Below are 17,042 nucleotides of genomic sequence, written 5' to 3'. Positions count from 1 at the left end.
TTTACCGACAAATCACATCCTATGCATGGGAGTTAGTACTTAAATCCATAAATTAGATGGGGCAATTCAAATACGCAACTCGTTGAAAGCATATCGAAAAATCTGAACTTTTTAACTAAAGCGTTACTTATTACACAAACTATTCACTTTGAGCATGCCCGATACACAGTTTTATGGAATACTCCAAAATGAAGGAATCAGGTAAATATAGGGATAGTTATGCGCCACCTTTCTATAGCGCTTAAGATCAAGCTGGGGTTTGCCATCTGCTTGCTCTTTTTCGTCATTTCAGGCCTTGTGAGTTACAAAGGCATTCAAACCTTGTCAAACGGCTTTAGCCAATACAGCGAACTCAGCCACAAGGCGACTCAGTCAGGCAACATTCAAGTGCACTTTCTTCAGATGCGTTTAGCCTCTGAACGTTACTTAGAGTCATTGGATGATCAATATGAAGCGAATTATCAATCAAGCAAATTGGCGATCGATGATCTGCTCAATAACTTAATCGAAACCACCACTAACACTGACAGCCTATCAAGCTTACAACTGGTTCAAGACAGTGTTGCAGCATTTGATACTGCTTATGGCTCAATGAAGCAGAGCCAGCTAATGATTGACCAGCTCGTAAATGTTGAGATGGTAAAAAGAGAGACTAACGCGCTAAAAGCCGCGCAGAGCTTGTTGTATGAGTCATACAATAACAACGATCCAAACGCGAGCTTGTACGCGGGTATGCTTATGGAGAACTTCCTCGCGGCTAAGATCGCGGTGATTAGCTACTCGAACAACAACGACCTCAAAACCTACGAAGCGGGTAAAGATATCTTTGAGTACGCTCTACCAGGTATCGAGGGTGATATTGAGTCTCTGAAATCCTCCCCTTACCAAAGTGAACTGATTGAAGATTTCTCTAACCAGCGTGAAGCGTATGCAAAAGGCTTTGAACAAGTTCACCAACAGATGCTGGAGAACACTCAAAGAACCGCTACCCTTTCCTCGATTGGTGATAGCTTGGCGATCGCTGTGGCTGATGCTCAGAGCATTCTAGAACAACAGAAACAAGCGCTAACACCAGAGCTGCAAGCCAGTGAAACGCGTTCAATTCAGATCATCATCTTGCTAACGGGGGTCGCGTTAGTTATCGGCATGACAAGCGCTGTGTTAGTCACTCGCTCAATTACGAAAGGCATCGCACAGGTTAAGCAAATCACCAATGAGCTTTCTCAAGGCAACCTGAATGTTGAAGTAAACATTGAGAGTAAAAACGAGATTGGTGAACTGCTGACTAACATGGAGATCACCATTGAATCTCTGCGCGATATTGTAGGTCAAGTGAATCGCTCTAGTGTGCGTATTGGCGAGATGTCTGAATCACTCAATCAAGTAACCAATAACAGCTCGACCAACGCAACACAGTTGAACAGCGAAATGATGAACATCTCTACCGCGGTTGACCAACTGGCTTCAAGTACATCTGAAATTGCTTCAAGTGCTAACCACGCTTCTCAAGTTGCTAACCAAGCGACTGAGAATGTCGCGATGGGTCTGAAAGAAGTAGACAAAACACTACATGAAATTGGCAGCGCCGATGAAAGCATGCAGGTGAGCAGCCAGAAAGTGACCGACCTGCACAAAGAATCGATGAACATTGGCGCAATACTGGAAGTAATCAAAGGTGTATCTGAGCAGACCAACCTTCTCGCGCTGAATGCCGCAATTGAAGCCGCTCGAGCAGGCGAACAAGGTCGTGGATTTGCCGTCGTAGCCGATGAAGTAAGGACTCTCGCTAAACGCACCCAAGACTCTGCTAGCCAGATTGATGAGCTCATCACCTCACTACAACGTGGTGCTAAAGATGCGTTAGAGTCAATTAAAGAGAGCCACAGCACGGTTTCAGATGCTTCAACTCAAGCACAGCAAGCTTCTCAGAACTTACATGTGATTAATCAACACATCCAAGATCTGAACCAAGCCAACAGCCAAATCGCGGTGTCGGTTGATGAGCAGGATCGTCTTACCAAATCACTGGGTGAAAACGCGCAAGGTGCAAACACCATCGCGCAAAGCAACCAAGAGTCGGTAAGCAGGATTTCAGGTGCAGCGAGCGACTTAACCGAGGTTGCTCATCACCTAGAGAGCCAAGTGAACCGATTTAGAACCTAGCCAGCTAATCTATACACAGCTGACACAGTTCCAAACCAATAATAAAAAGCCCCCTACACATAAGTGTTGGGGGCTTTTTTAAGTTAATCTAACTCTAACTTGTGCCTTAGAGTTAGATTAGCCCTACTGAATCTTCAAACGTTGAATCAGAGTCTCTTCGTCTAACTGATACAGCTCATCAAGCAAATTCATTTGCAAGCTACCTGGGCCGCGAGAGTTCTCAGCAGCAATTTCACCAACCACGCCTAATACCGCTGCTGCAGCTAAACCACTATCATCACCAACTGCAGCAAATGCGCCTGTCAATGCGGTTAAGGTACAACCCATGCCAGTGACATACGGCATCATTTGATGCCCATTGTTTAACGTCACCACGCTGTCTTTGGTGACAACGTAATCTGTCTTACCAGATATCACCACATTTGCACCGTATTCAGCCACTAAGCACTGTGCAGCACCTAACGCAGCATCACTGCTATCAAGCGCATCCACACCTTTGCTCTGTGCTTGATCGCCCGCTAGTGCGATAATCTCAGACGCGTTACCACGAATGATCAACTTATCTGCTAAACGTGCGATTTCACGAGAGGTCTCGGTACGCAGTGTGCTTGCGCCACAACCTACAGGGTCAAGAACCACCACCTTGTTGTTCGCATTCGCTTGTTCAACCGCGAAACGCATTCTTGGCGTCCAAACACTGTCTAACGTGCCGATGTTAATAACCAGAGCACCAGAGAAAGACATCATCTCTGCCAGCTCTTGCTGTGAGTGCGCCATGATAGGCGAAGCGCCAATCGCCAATAACGCATTGGCCGTGTTGTTCATCACTACATAGTTGGTGATGTTCACAACCAGTGGTTTTTGTTCTCGTACTGCGCGCAACGATTGGATAATTTGTTCAGTTAGCATGGGGTAATCCTTATTCGTCAAAGTTGCTTTAAGCCGTTGTTGAGTCATTCAGTGCATTTAGACCTTGCTGCCAGAAAGCCACTTCCATACGTGTTGCGGTTTTGAAGATATGAACGATGTTCTGACCGCGCTCGCTGTTAATATCAATTTCAGCCAGTAGCTGATTGAAATACTCAGCACCCGTTGCCACGCCAGACTGGAACTCTTCTCCGCCGTAAAGCTGTAACCAACTCGCGTATGGGTTGCCTTCTAACACAGTATCAGTGCTTTCTAACAGCGCTTTACCAATCACGGCATAACCAATTGAGCACGGAGCCAGCGCCGCATATAAGTCGACAAGATCACCCGTCATACCTGCATCCAAAACGTAGCGCGTGTAAGCCACAGTACCGAAATCTTCAGGTTCGTTTTCTAAATCAGATTCCGTTAATCCCCACTGACCACAGTAAGTCACGTGGTGTGAAATTTCAGAATCTAACAGCGCATGAACACTTGGCAGTGCACGACGCATATCAGCCAAGGTTTTCGCCTTGTAAATGGCCAATGCATAAGCGCGAGCATACTGCTTCAAAAACAGAAAATCTTGCTTCAAGTAATGCAGAAAACACGGCTGAGCAAGAGTGCCGTTTGCCAGCGTTTTAACAAAATCATGCTCGGTGTAGTCTTGCCAATCTTGCTGACAGGCTTGGATTAAGTCTTGGTATTTCATGAGATTCCTTAGTCAAAAGTCGGTACGTAATCAGCGGCTTTTGGTAGTGATTTGATAATGCCTTTGTCGAACATGAACTGCGCGTAATCATCGTAACGCTTCATATCTACTGCAGAAGGGCGAAGTGCAAAACGAGTCAGTGTGTCGTTCCACGCGCGTTGGTTAAGTTCGTTGTTCAACGTATCTGGTGAATACGCCACAAACTCACTCCATGAATCTTGTGGGTGGTTCACAATGTAAGTCGTTGCTTGCTCAAGTGCTTTGTTGAATGCTTTGATTGCTTCGTCGTCGTGTTTCTTTGCGTTTGCCACAAAGATCAGCTCATCGTAAGCTGGCACACCGTGTTCTTCTGGGAAGAACGCTTTGGCTTTAAAGCCTTCAAGGGCTAGCTGATTCGTTTCGAAGTTACGTAAGCCACCCCAAATTGCATCTACCTTGCCCGATGCCAGTGAAGACGACAGTGCCCAACCGACATTGATGGTTTGCACGTCGGTAAATTCAACATTTTCTTGCGCTAGCATGGTGCCGATCGTTGCTTCTTCGTTGCCCGCAATCGCGATACCGATCTTCTTACCTTTTAGATCCGCTAGCGAATCGTTCTTGCCGTTATCCAGCACCATCAGTGTGTTCAGTGGTGTCGCAATAAGGGTTGATGCACGAACCAAAGGCAGCCCTGCCGCCACATCCATAGTTAAACTTGGTTGGTAAGTGACAGCTAAATCGACTTTACCCGCCGCAACGAGTTTTGCTGGCGTGCTTGGATCGGCTGGTTCTTGGATTTCAACCTCTAGGCCTTGGTCAGCAAAGTAACCACGCTCTTGAGCAATCACAATTGGGCCGTGGTTCGGGTTTACAAACCAATCCAACATCAGTGTCAGTTTCTTTTGTTCCGAATCCGCTAATGCATGACCTGAAACTAGCGAAGCAAGCAGTGCCACTGCACCTACCAATTTGGTATTTTTCATAGTTAACCTTTCCTTTTGAATATTATTATTGTGTTTGTCGATCTAATTTCTAACGAGGTGTTGTTTAGATAAATAGCCTTGAGCAAAGCTTTATTAAACAAAGAGTTATTGAGCTAGCCATCACTGGCTCTCCCAAGGGATAGCTTTTTTGAGTAGTTTATCTGTAACGAAGTAGAGCGAGATAGAGAGCACCGCCAAGATAAACAAGGCAGCAAACATCTCATCAATGATCATTCGTGCATTGGCTTGCAGCATTAGGTAGCCTAGCCCTTCACTCGAACCCACCCACTCACCAACAACCGCGCCAATTGGTGCAATAACCACTGCGACACGAATGCCTGACGCCAATGTTGGCAGTGCAGCAGGAAGTTGAATGTGGCGTAGCAGTTGCCATTTCGATGCGCCCATCGTCTTGGTGAGGTCAAGGTAACCTGCAGGTGTATTACGCAGGCCGTCATAGCAACAGGTAGTTACAGGGAAGAAGATAGTGATTGCTGCCATCACTACCTTTGAGGCGATGCCATAGCCAAGCCACAGCATCAGTACTGGCGCGATCGCAAATACAGGAATCGCTTGGCTAGCAATCAAGATCGGCAACAGCCAGCGTTTCAATGGGTCAAACATCAACATCTGCAGAGCGAAAAACAGCCCCATCGTCAGACCTAGTAATAGCCCTAGCAAGATTTCTTGTGCAGTTACCCAAGTGTGTTTGAGCAACACGTCATAGCGTTCAATTAGCTTGTGGAAAACTTCAGCAGGAGCTGGCAGAATAAAGCTTGGCATTTGGAAAACCACGACCACAAGCTGCCATAAGCCGAGAATCACAACACTGCTAATTAGCAAACGCGTGACAGGATTCATCTGACTTGAACGCTCAGTGCTAGTCTGTACGTTCGTTGGCTGAGTGGCAGCTTCAGTTCGCGTTAAATCAGTCATAATCACGCTCCAACTGCTCTAAGATGGCTTGTTGCAACTCGGCACACTCACCATCGAGCACTCGTGGCGTTGAGGTGTGAGGCACAGGTAAAGAGTGAGCACTCGCAGGCGAGCCTTGCAGCACATACAAGTTATCCGCCAAACGAACCGCTTCTTGTGGATCATGAGTAATCAACACAACGGTTTTATCTCTTAACAGTTCACACGCTAAGCTCTGTAACTTGTGTCTTGTTACCGCATCCAACGCAGAGAATGGTTCGTCCATCAGCACGACTGGCTTGTCTTGCATTAAGGTTCGAGCCAAAGCAACACGTTGGCGCATACCACCAGACAACTGATCCGGCATAGTATCCGCGTAATCAGCCAAACTAACCGAAGCGAGTAACTCCAATGCTTGGTTCTTTTGCTCTGCGTTTTGATGCTTGTTCGTGGTGTTCTGGAAGCGATGGCTCAGGCATACATTGTCGATAACCGACAACCATGGCAGTAACAAATCTTGCTGTGCCATGTAAGCGATACGATCGGTTAAAGGCAGTTCATCAGACGTTACCAATGTGCCCTGCCACTCCACCTTGTCGCCCAACAAACCTGCCAAATAACGCAATACCGTCGTTTTCCCACAACCACTTCGCCCAAGCAGCACTGTCCACTTACCCGCGCTTAGATTAAGTGACAGTCCCGACAGGGTCGCGCGCTCGCTATCTCGGTAACGCAGCGTCGCATTGCTAAGTTGAACACCAACCGTATTAACGGACATTACCGTGCCCAGCGAAAAAGTGATTTACCGGGCCATGACCTTGACCGACTTTCAATTCGTCAGCATGTGCAATAGCGCGTGAAATGTATTGTTTACCTAGGTCGACAGCCTCTGGAAGCGTATTACCTTGAGCTAAGAAAGAAGCGATTGCAGAAGATAGCGTACAACCCGTGCCATGGGTGTTTTTGGTCGGGAAACGCTTCGCGCTAATCAAAGCAGATGTGGTTGGCAGAATCAGTAAATCGTTACTGTTTTCATCTTTCTCCAAGTGACCGCCTTTTAGCAGGACTGCTTTAGCACCTAAAGCACGCAGGTCTTCAATCATGTCCTGCATTTCAGCTTCGCTTTCAGGCACGGCTTTGCCTGTAAGTGCTGCGCCTTCCGGCAAGTTAGGGGTAATGATATCGGCAAGCGGAATCAGCTCTTGTTTTAGCGTGGTGATAGCTGAGTTTTCTAGAAGAAGGTCGCCACTTGTCGCGACCATTACAGGATCAATCACTAAGTGTTTTGGCTGGTATTGTTTTATTTTGTCTGCAACGACTTCGATGATTTGCGAATCCGCCAACATACCAACTTTTACTGCCACTATGTTCAGATCGGTGAACACCGCATCTAATTGGCTGGCAACATGCTCAAGTGGGATTGGAAAAATGGCTGACACGCCTTGGGTATTCTGAGAGGTAATGGCAGTAATCACAGAACAAGCGAAGCTACCCGTTGCAGACATGGCTTTAATATCCGCTTGAATACCAGCGCCGCCGCCACTGTCAGAGCCTGCTATGGTTAAAACAATCGGAGTATTGACCACCGAAGATTGGTTGTGTGGTGTTTGAGTATTCTTGAGTGGCGCTTGAGTGTTGGAATGCTGCGTCATGGTCGCTCCTACTATCTAAAAGACGTAAGAGAACCGAACTTTGGCCGTAAAGAGAGTGTGGAAATGAAACCAATGAGAGATCATTGTTGGACCACATAGACAAAGTCATCATAGTTCCCTACGCCAGTGTTAACTGAATCAGGTTCAACGGGTCTCGAATAACGATCTCAGCAAATACCAATTAAGGTAGATGCCCCCCGACTATTGATAACGATAGTAACAGCACTCTCGCAACTGAGATACTCATTTTATTCATTTATAAGATACAAGCATGAATAAAATTCAATTTAACTTTGTTAACAAGCACTTAGTTTCGCTGGTTATTTGGTTGTGATTGAATAAATAAACACATGACAATCAACAATATACCTATCCAACCGACCAAAGGTATACGCTCCCCCACAATCCAAACAGCCAATACGGCGGCAACCACTGGCTCAAGCAAAGTAATCAAATTCGCACTACTTGCGGTGACATGTCGTAACCCGAAACTGAATGCGATATAACCCAAACATTGAGGAAGTAACACCAAGTAACTCACCACGAATATATTAGTACTTGAAGCGAATAGATTGTCACCAGTGAACCACAGCGTTGGTAATAACAACATTGCACCTAAACCAAATATGCTGCCCATCGCCGCTTGCGACTTGATGCCCTGGTCTATCAGAGCTTTTGTCGCCCACGAATAAATGGCATAACAGAGACCAGCAACCAAACCTAAACCAATACCTAAAAGCTTCAGGTCATCATTAGGTTCGCTCCCCACTGACGACTCAGAAAATACCAATAATCCAATGCCAACCACGCCAATGGCAAAGCTCGTTAGCCAACGTTTATTAATATTATTATCTTTGCTAATAAGACACTCTAAAAGTGCAGAAAAGAACGGAGCAGTAGCTATCGACACCACCGTTCCCATCGCGACACCCGATAATTTCATCGAAGAATAGAAAGCCAAAGGATAAATCGCCAAAGCCAATGCACTCGCAGCTAACAGCTTTTTGTTGAGCAAAAGCTTATCAAGTGAAGATAAGATCTTTCGATACGCCAAGCACGATTGCATTAAGCCACCAACACCCATTGAAAACGCGCCAATCGCTAGCGGGCTGAGATCAGGCGCAAAGCTTGCGGCTGTACCTGTCGTACCCCATAAAACAGAAGCAAACACGATGGCTAAAGTGCCCGTTTGGAATTCGCTAACGCGATTGATGGCAAGATTCATTGCTATTACCTAGTCTATTTTCATTTCTGAAATAGATAATAGTGAACATATGCTAGATTTAGTTTGCTAAAAGGACGCTATTCTTGTTTTGGAAGACTCTCTTTCATCGAACCTAAAAACGCCCTTGGAGACATGCCAAAGTGCCGAGAGAAGCGTCGACTGAATGCAGACAGGTCGCTATAACCCACATTCTCTGCGACCAATTGAACCGGTAAATCGGTATGGCTTAGCAAGGCTTGTGCTTTCTCCATACGATAGCGAGTGATGTACTTAAGCGCACTGATTCCAATACACTCTTTAAAGCGCTTCTTGAATTGAGTGGGACTCAAGCAAGCCGTTTTTGCAAGTTGAGAAATAGAGAGAGGCAGGGCGTAATTATCCGCAATGAGCCTTTGGACAGCTCGAATACGAGGGTCGATGTTTTTACTCACTTGTTGTTGCTCTAACAACAGTGAAAACACATCCAAGATGGATGATTCAATGCCACTATCGACTTGATATTCCAACTGCTTTTCAACGAACAGCAAGAAGCTCATTAAAGGTGGCGTGATAGTAAACACCGAGAGCTCATGCTCTAACAAGTGCTGCGGTAACTCCATCATATCCGCAACAATAAACCGTGCTGCTTCATCCGCCTTAAACGCATGCGCTGTGGTTACCGGAATCACCACACATTCGCCCACAGCCACCTTGCCTACATACCCCACCATCTCGATATTGATACTGCCTTGGATCGGCAACACCAATTGATGATGATCATCATGAGCATGGGTATTAAATTGCTTGGTGTAAGATCGAATGCTTAAGCTAGATTTCATGAGCAACGCCAGAGTACATTTCGCTAGGTTAAAGTAAGAGATACAACGTTACATTATCACTTCCCTAGAGTCACACTCAATGCGCATCAAATTCATGCTCGCTAGGTGACATGATCAAAAACGGCCTCCAAATAAGAGGCCGTTTTTATTAAAAATCGTCATTCACCTCAAGGCTAGAATGACACTTGGCTATCCTGACCAACCGCTACCTGAACACTGTTTTGAACATCATAGATTTCAAAACCATCAGCAACCGGATCAGCATTGTCTTCATCACTGTCGAACTGCGCAGTACAGGTATAGCCCAATGAGTAAGTACCTGGATCAATGAAGCCCAGAGAGAACTCATAGTTAGTCTGTGCTTCATTCATTGCCACTGACGCTGAAGTGATCGGTTTCACTTCATCACTGCTGCCAATCGGAGCCATGTCAGCTTTATCGACGTTGCCTTCATACAGATAAACCGACTGAACGAACGTGCTATCGTCTGTAGGATTACAAGCTTCGAAAGTTGTGGTTGCAACAGTACCTTCAATGTTTCCTGTCTCAACCGTATTGATAAGGCTTACAGACGTTCTTTGAATAGTGTAATCAGGGAAAGTCGAACTGTTCTTTAGGCCGCGTCGAAGATCGAACTCGACAACAAAATCGTTACTCTGTTGGTTCACATTAAACGAATCATTAAAGTAAAGCACGCCAGCGTTATCTTCTTTACCCACACCTTGCGGACACGCACCTTCACCTTTCACCGTTAACTCATGGGTCGTATCATCGTTTTCTATCACGTAAGATGGATCTGTTGGATGATCGCCGTCATTTGCGAACACACACAACTTATAGCTGCCTACCGGAATGACCTCATTTTCAATCAAAGGAAGCGCATCGCTGCCTTGATAATCCAACAAATTCACACTTAATGGAATAGGGTCCTCACCATCTGGCAAAGGATCGCCGTTCTCATCAACATAATCGCCATTTTCGTCCGTTTTATATACATCATAAATCAGTGGCGAACCTTCTCCTTGGGGAAGTAAAGCGACCTTACTGAATGTCACCGTCACATCTTTAACATCATCGACAGGCGCATCACTCACGCTCAAAGTAATGGGTGTCTTACTGCTTGATGACCCAGAGTCACCACCACAACCGACAAGCCCAGCCAGCACAAGGCTCGCTAAAGCGGTTTCCTTAAAATACTTCATAACTCATTTCCTATAAATCACTGCTCAATAAAGGACCTAGCCAGTTGCCCTTTTCTTTTTTGTTGTGACTCATTGGTAACCAGTACATTGCTTAACATTTACTCCCTTTATTAGGGCTATCTCTATACAAATGCACAGTTAACCAAGGTACACATATCAAGTCGCGCATAGGTTAATCAAGTTTAGTAAGTAATTTGTCAATATGATTTTTAGTTTGGCAAGTTTGCTGTCAATTATGTTGAAACGGTCGGTATGTATTGCGTCAGATAAGATGATTGAAAGTAACTCAACCAAAGCTCTAACTTACCACCAAGATCAAAAAAGGCCGTTAAGGCAGCTATTGCTGAACTTAAACGACCTTTTTATTGAATGCAGATTAAGCTAAACCGGTATTAGCTCATTCAGACTCGATTATTTTTGAAGTTGCTCTTTAGCGGCTTCAACCTTAGAGAAATCTAAGCCAAGCTCTTCAACGGCTTCTTTGATTAGCGCAGGGTTTTGCATTACCTGACCCATAAGCATTTGAAGCTTGTCTTGTGGTAAACCAAGTTGGCTGATCGTCGCCATTGCTGCAAGAGGGTTTTCAGTCAACGTTTGGAATAGCTCGCTGATCTGTGCGTCGCTAATATTGTTCTCTTTCAACATTGCTAGAATCGGGTTCATCTTTTTACCTTTGAAACACTAAATAAAATAGGAGCACAGCATACCATCTAGCTGTGCTCGATTGTACTAGCAACTTATACTTTGCCTACTGTGAAGTAACGTGAAACCTAGCGAGACTCTAACGGGTAAGAACGGTAGCTCCACATCCCATAAGTTCTAAGGGCATCACGGTAGATACCTAATAGCTCACCATCACTTGCTTTCTTAAGATCTGCGAGTGGCTTGTCTGGGTAAGAAACCGTATCGAAAGTAATGCCCTGAGGGCCGGTTTGCCAGCTTGCCACTTCAAACAGAGTTTGACCACGGCGAACGTGGCTTGCCGAGCTAATAATCGTCGCGTGTTTAATGTTGTGGCGAGCTAACGCATAACTACTGAACAAGGCATTGCCAACCGTGCTCGTCGCATAGTTTTCTTCAATGATGCGATCTTTGCTTACCCCTTTATCGATAAGCCAGTCCGCCATCAACTTGCCTTCAGTCTTGTGGTTCTTCGGCACGCCACCCGTTAACACGATCATCGCATCCGGATTCGCTTTAGCCATCGCCAATGTCGTCTCAAGACGCTCAATTAAGATCTGATGCATTGAGCCGTCTGGATTCAGCGCATAACCTAGAGTAACGATAGCGCCGTGATCATCAAGCAACCCTTTGTCCGCAGATTCTTTAAGCGGTGTTTCTAGCACGCGATCGACCGTAGCAAAAATGCGTTTGATGTCTTCTGCTTTACCTTTGTTCAGGCTTTCTAGCTTCTCCATGTGCTTGTTGGATTCAATTTCATTGCCTTCAAAACGCTGCCAAACCGCAAGGTAAGCGTGAAGGTCAACATCGTCTGGTGCAACCATCAGCGCTTGTTCAAACAGCTCAATCGCGCGCTCTGCGTTCTTGTTGTAGATCTGAGCATTCGCTGCCGAGATCAGCAAGTCGGTACGGTAAGGTTCTAACTGGTAAGCTTCTAACAATCGGTTAGTCACAATTTCCATGTTACTTGGCATTTTTGCCGTGAAACCGGCGTGAGAAATTCTTGCCGGAGACTTAAACGCTTGCAACGCATCGAGAAGTAATTGGTCGACCACTTGTCGCTTCGTTACTAACTGCGCGTAATCCGCAGAAGCTTGAACTGCGCCATCGTTAGCAGCAAACGAAAATGGGGTTGCGCCAAAGGCCAGCATGCCACCAAGAGCGAGGGCGAGAATGTTCTTTTTCATGAGGGTATCCTGTGTAGATAAGTGTTCACATCAGATTTGTCCCCCAATGTAAGTCCCCAAAATTAAAAAACTGTGAACCACACCAGAATCTCTAAGGTTAATATTCATTTGTTGCATAAGGTGTGGCAGCAGATCACGATTTCGAACCTCTCAGTAAGTCTAATGATTAAGAAAACTCTGATTTTGAAAAGAAATTACTCATTATTTTGAAATATATAACTGCAAGCTCTACGCCCTCTAACCCCTCTAAAATTCATCAGCGAGAGATCCGGAATCCACATTAGAAATAGGTCTAAGCCTCTCTTTAATGCTCACTTATTCAACAACTTATAGCCTATCTTAAACGATAAATCGATTTTGAATTTCTCTCTGAGAACGAAGTTCTAAACACATGGGCTTCAAATACAAAATTGAAGATTCACAGAGAAATTAAAATCAATTATTGAACGATCGTTCAAGCGGTGTTTTAATGAATTACCAATACAAGGAGTTACCCATGCTTAAATTCTATTTTCACCAAACCCCAAACCCAATGAAGATCGCTCTGTTTCTAGAAGAGACAGGCCTAGATTTTGAACTCGTTCCAGTTGATACCTTAAAAGGCGAACAACACACGCCGGAATATCGCTTAATCAACCCGAACGGAAAAACACCCGCCATTGAAAACGAAGGACAACGCGTGTTCGATTCGAACGCTATCCTTCTGTATCTCTCAGAGAAAACAGGCAAGCTTGGTGGTCAGCCAGAAGACAGAGCTGAGCTGCTCTCTTGGATGATGTTTATTGCGAGTGGCCTTGGCCCATACTCTGGCCAATCGGTTCACTTCCGCCATGCCGCACCAGCAGGCCTAGACTACGCGGTAAACCGTTACCTGCGTGAAGCGCAGCGTCATTACGAAGTGCTAGAAAAACATATGGAAGGACGTGAATTTATCGTCGGGAATGAGTACACCATTGTCGATGTAGCCGCATGGGGCTGGATTGATAAAGCGCCTGTCGTGCTTGGTGAAGAAGGCTTAGAACCTTACCCGAACTTGAAGCGCTGGTTTAACGCCATCAACACTCGCCCTGCCGCACTGCGTGCCCGCGAGATTGGTAAAGACATTGAGTTTAAAACCGAACGTGATGAAGAAGCGAAGCGAGCGCTGTTTCCTTCAAACTATGCAAAATAACTGAGCTCAACAACATCACTAAGCGCAAATGACGAGGCCCTACGTAGCCTCCAATTCCAAAAGTACCACTCAAACAAAAAAGAGCGCCTAACGTGCCGCTCTTTTTTGTTCAATTCATATACGCTGAATCGGCTTACTATTGAGGTCTCGCCACAAAGTTAATCTCTCCAGAACCCGTTAAATATCGGTCTCTCATCTTACCGCGTATCTCATTCTCAGAAACAAAGTCAATCAGCAATCGTGACGTAGACGTGGAGTAATACAAACTCTTAAATGTGCCATCAGTTAACCACATTGAATCTGTCGAGCGACATATGACACGTCATAAGCCGCAGCTTGTAGTGAAATAAATGAAATTAAAGACGTCAATAATACTCGAGCATTCATTGTTACTTTCCTTTATATATTAGTGTTTTTTTTAATTCACGAACTTAAAAGCAAAGCACTTACATACCAAGAAGAGCTTTTATGTCACCAGACATATTAAGCATCCAATATTCACCTTCACTCTTAAGTGTAATAATTTCATATTGAGTAGTGATTCGGTCCCCGAACTGCTCTTTTTTCTCGACCGTAATATACTTTTGACCTTGGTAATCAAAGTCATTAATTACAGTGAAGGAAGATAATTTAGCAATATTGGAGCCTTGAGTAATCTTGCGAATATTTAGGAAAGTATTCATAAAGACTTTATCATCCATAACCGCGATGTCTTCTCTAGCAGCTCCGGTACCAAAGGCAATATTCACGATATCAAGAACGTTCTGATTTCCATTTTGAAGGCCTTCCATAATGATTGATTTGAGTTCTCTAATGGCATCCGTATGATAGAAACTTGCAGACTGGTTAAAACCGACCTTTGTGATGAAATCAAAATACTGCTCAACAAACTCGACAGGATCTTGAGACAAAGATAAGTCTCCTTCAACCACGACATCGACATTTTCAATCAATGCGAACGCTGAGCTATAAGGGGTAAAGTCGATACGTTTGTCTGCCAACCAATTATCATAAACCCATGATGATTCGTCCAAACAATGCTGCGATAATTCTGCCAACGGTATTCTGTCACCGATAGTAGTGTTGTGCGTTTTTTTACCTTGAGCGTTTGTCGCATACGTATAGACCAAAACACCGGATTGCGGGTAACGCTCCTCTCTATCTATCTCGCTAAAGGTAGTACTAATACACACTCTATCTATGCTATTAAGCGCTATTGGTAACAAGGCACTGGCTTCAGCCCTCTGTGCCAAATACCCCTCACTAAAGTCGAAAAAGTCAAAACTAGGTGCTTGATACAGATTAGGTTCTTCAGTCAGGGTTGGGAGCCCGTGCTTTGTATTCGGGCTAACAATATAGGTTTCACTCGCAGCGCTCGCTGAAATTAATAACATTACTAGTGGGGTGATATTCTTCATTATTTACTTCCTTCATATTTTGGCGAGAATATCTTTTATCCTGATAAAAAGTTCAACCCAGTAAAGCGTGAATTAAAAAATAAAAAATCCATCTGTGATTACAATCAACTATACAAGAAAAATAAAATACAATTAAAACAATAAATATACAAAACACTGTGAGCTATAATAAACTAATGATAGTGTTAATTAAAGTTACAACTGTAGATATAGACCTTTATTTATCTCTTTCACATTCCAAATAACTGAAATTAAAATAAAGAAAATAAAATTCAACATTGATAAAAGTGAAACAATGTTTATATTAAACCCTTTAATAAATTCAAAACATCACCATCATTAAATATCCAACATTTCTAATTTATTAATATCTAATTAAAAATCTCACACCATAAGTGAAAGATAAAATCTAAAACTGCGCAACTTAACGTTATTTTAAAGAGCTACTCCCAATGAAAATTAAACTCGCATTATTAGCACTACTATCGCTCAACACAGCTTCAGCCAGCGAATTATTCTTATTTGATCAAGTCACCGCTTTCAAACTCGGTGGTGAGCAACATAGCCTGAGTGGCGTTGAAAAGTACACGGGGCAGAGAATTCGCATCGAGTGGCGACAAAGCGCTTACGAGAAACCACAACGTTTAGATAGATGCATTGGCACTTTCCAACAGGCGATGAACCAACCGGAGCGCTATTACTTGCATGTAGAGCTATCAGAATCGACATTTGTAGGTTGTGAAATTGGAATGAAGGAAAGCTTGTTAGCAAACTGATCCAGACTGTTTGATAAGCTACGATTAGTATTCGGTATTACTAATCGTATCTTAGCTCATTCAGGTTCAGCTTCTACGATTAGACACCAAACACTTGAATCGACAATTCATTCATATTTGTGATATTTGCAACCTAATTCATATGATTATGTTGCATACATCCGAAAGACTAACTAACTTCGCATGCTCCACAAAAAACTAAAGGAATCATTTACGTGCGACGTTTATTACCACTCTTAACTGCCTCTATACCAGTACTCTTTTCACCAACGCTATTTGCTCAAAGCTACTATTCTGTAACTAGCTGTGATCAGCTAGTAGACATATACAATGAAAAAAACAGACCACTGTACATCGATATTGTCGATAATCTAGATTGTACAAGTGCCCCGACCTTAGTTGAAAGCCTATCGGGAGTAATTAATGGTAATGGCCATGCCATCACGAACCTGAACTTCAAAAGTGAAAGAGGATATAAATTAACCAAGGCAAATTTAAATAACATCACATTTAAAAACACTTCTATCCATAATGAAAACAGCTTTGATCACTTGTTTGACATCGATGACCATTGGCGAAACGTCAAATTCATAAACATAGAAACCACAGGTGCACCATTCAACCAGCTGTTTTATTCACTTGATAACAAAGAGCTTACAGATGTCTCAATTGATCTTGTGGGGGTAAAATTGGCAGCCATTAAAGACTTACTCTCTTCACGTATTTCTCGCTCTAGTATTAACAACCTAGAGCTTTTGAATGCATTTGTAAGCCGCCACTCGTCATCGCCGCTATCTCTGCTTAGTAGGAATGTATCCAGGTCAACCTTAACGAACGTTACACTAGCTGATATAACAGTTATCGGTGAACCTACTGGGGACAATGGGAAAACCAGCATAGTAGATAAGATAGCTGACTCACGCATCAACGGGCTAACTCTAGAAAACGTTACATTCTCACGTTCAGAAGAAGATGCATTCTTTTATTATGAATCCGATAACAAAAGTACCTACACAAACATCTACCATAACCTGTTCGATGACACGACAAATATTGGGTCTATGCCATTAGTCTCAAAACCTAAAGACGACCCGCTAAACCGTACGATCAATTTCCAATCTATGAACCAACCAATGCAAGCTCCGGCAATGTGTACCCCATATTTACTTCAAGATAGTTACTTTGGCATTAAAGCTGAATAAACAAAAAAGAGCCGCTAAAAAGCGGCTCTTGATTTTCAAACTATTCGAA

The 17,042-nt window shown here is 43.9% G+C and carries 16 protein-coding genes and 1 riboswitch; of the genes, 4 read left to right on the top strand and 12 right to left on the bottom strand.

The window, feature by feature from the left end; translation table 11 throughout:
* The first annotated feature begins 219 nt into the window (after positions 1-219).
* The gene (locus tag F0251_RS16840) at positions 220-2,163 is read left to right on the top strand and encodes a methyl-accepting chemotaxis protein (RefSeq protein WP_171731435.1); all 1,944 of its coding nucleotides are present in this window, start codon (positions 220-222) and stop codon (positions 2,161-2,163) included.
* A 123-nt stretch (positions 2,164-2,286) separates the two neighbouring features.
* Here F0251_RS16840 and thiM read toward each other — a convergent pair whose 3' ends face one another.
* The 11 genes from thiM to F0251_RS16785 form a co-directional block, all read right to left on the bottom strand.
* Positions 2,287-3,072 (bottom strand): hydroxyethylthiazole kinase, encoded by a 786-nt coding sequence (thiM, locus tag F0251_RS16835; protein ID WP_171731434.1) that lies wholly within the window; start codon positions 3,070-3,072, stop codon positions 2,287-2,289.
* Positions 3,073-3,100: 28 nt separating this feature from the next.
* Positions 3,101-3,781 (bottom strand): thiaminase II, encoded by a 681-nt coding sequence (tenA, locus tag F0251_RS16830; protein WP_004738867.1) that lies wholly within the window; start codon positions 3,779-3,781, stop codon positions 3,101-3,103.
* Positions 3,782-3,789: 8 nt separating this feature from the next.
* Positions 3,790-4,746, bottom strand: coding sequence for an ABC transporter substrate-binding protein (locus F0251_RS16825; RefSeq protein ID WP_171731433.1), 957 nt, complete (start codon positions 4,744-4,746; stop codon positions 3,790-3,792).
* A gap of 120 nt (positions 4,747-4,866) precedes the next feature.
* The gene (locus tag F0251_RS16820; protein WP_171731432.1) at positions 4,867-5,682 is read right to left on the bottom strand and encodes an ABC transporter permease; all 816 of its coding nucleotides are present in this window, start codon (positions 5,680-5,682) and stop codon (positions 4,867-4,869) included.
* A complete protein-coding gene (locus F0251_RS16815) occupies positions 5,675-6,439 on the bottom strand; it encodes an ABC transporter ATP-binding protein (protein WP_171731431.1) in 765 nt (254 codons plus the stop codon). Before F0251_RS16815 ends, F0251_RS16820 begins: the two co-directional genes overlap by 8 nt.
* Positions 6,429-7,313, bottom strand: coding sequence for a bifunctional hydroxymethylpyrimidine kinase/phosphomethylpyrimidine kinase (gene thiD / locus F0251_RS16810; protein ID WP_061032303.1), 885 nt, complete (start codon positions 7,311-7,313; stop codon positions 6,429-6,431). The genes F0251_RS16815 and thiD overlap by 11 nt, the downstream gene beginning before the upstream one ends.
* Positions 7,314-7,411: 98 nt before the next feature.
* Positions 7,412-7,523, bottom strand: a riboswitch (TPP riboswitch).
* A 97-nt stretch (positions 7,524-7,620) separates the two neighbouring features.
* Complete coding sequence (locus tag F0251_RS16805) at positions 7,621-8,538, bottom strand: DMT family transporter (protein ID WP_171731430.1); 918 nt, start codon at positions 8,536-8,538, stop codon at positions 7,621-7,623.
* 77 nt (positions 8,539-8,615) lie between these two features.
* Complete coding sequence (locus tag F0251_RS16800; protein ID WP_171731429.1) at positions 8,616-9,356, bottom strand: AraC family transcriptional regulator; 741 nt, start codon at positions 9,354-9,356, stop codon at positions 8,616-8,618.
* 173 nt (positions 9,357-9,529) lie between these two features.
* Positions 9,530-10,558: a DUF4382 domain-containing protein gene (locus tag F0251_RS16795; RefSeq protein WP_171731428.1), complete on the bottom strand. Its 1,029-nt coding sequence runs from the start codon at positions 10,556-10,558 to the stop codon at positions 9,530-9,532.
* Positions 10,559-10,969: 411 nt separating this feature from the next.
* Positions 10,970-11,221: a DUF2999 family protein gene (locus F0251_RS16790; protein WP_004738856.1), complete on the bottom strand. Its 252-nt coding sequence runs from the start codon at positions 11,219-11,221 to the stop codon at positions 10,970-10,972.
* A 107-nt stretch (positions 11,222-11,328) separates the two neighbouring features.
* Positions 11,329-12,426: a YdcF family protein gene (locus tag F0251_RS16785; RefSeq protein ID WP_171731427.1), complete on the bottom strand. Its 1,098-nt coding sequence runs from the start codon at positions 12,424-12,426 to the stop codon at positions 11,329-11,331.
* Between the two features lie 496 nt (positions 12,427-12,922).
* On the opposite strand from F0251_RS16785, the gene F0251_RS16780 reads away from it, so the two are divergent.
* Positions 12,923-13,597 (top strand): glutathione S-transferase family protein, encoded by a 675-nt coding sequence (locus F0251_RS16780; RefSeq protein WP_105058352.1) that lies wholly within the window; start codon positions 12,923-12,925, stop codon positions 13,595-13,597.
* Positions 13,598-14,043: 446 nt separating this feature from the next.
* On the opposite strand, the gene F0251_RS16775 is transcribed toward F0251_RS16780, so the two are convergent.
* Complete coding sequence (locus F0251_RS16775; protein WP_105058353.1) at positions 14,044-15,015, bottom strand: hypothetical protein; 972 nt, start codon at positions 15,013-15,015, stop codon at positions 14,044-14,046.
* A 452-nt stretch (positions 15,016-15,467) separates the two neighbouring features.
* Between F0251_RS16775 and F0251_RS16770 the strand changes: the two genes are divergently transcribed.
* Together F0251_RS16770 and F0251_RS16765 are read left to right on the top strand one after the other, a co-directional pair.
* Positions 15,468-15,791, top strand: coding sequence for a hypothetical protein (locus F0251_RS16770; protein ID WP_171731426.1), 324 nt, complete (start codon positions 15,468-15,470; stop codon positions 15,789-15,791).
* Positions 15,792-16,006: 215 nt separating this feature from the next.
* Positions 16,007-16,993: a hypothetical protein gene (locus tag F0251_RS16765; protein ID WP_171731425.1), complete on the top strand. Its 987-nt coding sequence runs from the start codon at positions 16,007-16,009 to the stop codon at positions 16,991-16,993.
* Positions 16,994-17,042: the final 49 nt, after the last annotated feature.

Origin of the sequence: Vibrio sp. 070316B, assembly GCF_013114115.1 — a bacterium.
GTDB classification, from domain to species: Bacteria; Pseudomonadota; Gammaproteobacteria; order Enterobacterales; family Vibrionaceae; genus Vibrio; species Vibrio chagasii_B.
Note: the sequence above shows the minus strand (reverse complement) of the source record. Positions and strands in the feature narration are given on the sequence as shown.